At 36.0% G+C, this 659-nt stretch carries 1 protein-coding gene; it reads left to right on the top strand.

Annotated elements, in window-relative coordinates; translation table 11 throughout:
* Window positions 1–659 (top strand): recombinase family protein (locus HMPREF2782_RS02720; protein WP_186821645.1); only part of this gene is annotated, 659 nt, incomplete at both ends.

Raw genomic sequence — 659 nt, forward strand, 5'->3', positions numbered from 1 at the left:
ACCTTTGATAGAGAGGGATTTCAAAAGATGATAAAAGCAGTAGAAGAAAACAAAGTATCTACTGTGATAGTAAAAGATATGAGCAGGTTTGGCAGAGATTACCTCAAAGTAGGTTTTTATACCGAAATACTTTTCAAAGAAAAGGGAGTAAGATTTATTGCCATCAATAACGGAATAGATAGCGAAAAACAAGCAGAAAGCGACTTTACCCCATTTCTAAATATTATGAATGAATGGTATGCAAGAGATACCTCAAGAAAAATACAATCCATCTTTAGAGCAAGAATGGAAGAGGGTAAAAGAGTATCACCCAGCGTTCCATACGGCTATTATAGAAACCCTAAGAACAAACAGGAGCTACTTGTCGATAAAGAGAGTTCAAAGGTCGTAAAACGCATTTATAGGCTTGTAATAGAGGGATATGGAGTAACTCAGATAGCAGATATACTAACCAAAGATAAAGTCCTTATTCCATCAGCCTATGCAGAAATACACTATCCTGAAAATAACCACAGCTCCAAGAAAAGAGGAATAGAAGACCCATATTTTTGGACACCAACCACAGTAAGCTATATCTTAGAAAAGCAAGAATATATGGGACATACTGTATTGGGAAAGACAATTAGTGTAGACTACAAAACCAAGAAACGAAGAAAGGC

Origin of the sequence: Anaerococcus sp. HMSC068A02, assembly GCF_001811125.1 — a bacterium.
Lineage (GTDB): Bacteria > Bacillota > Clostridia > Tissierellales > Peptoniphilaceae > Anaerococcus > Anaerococcus vaginalis_C.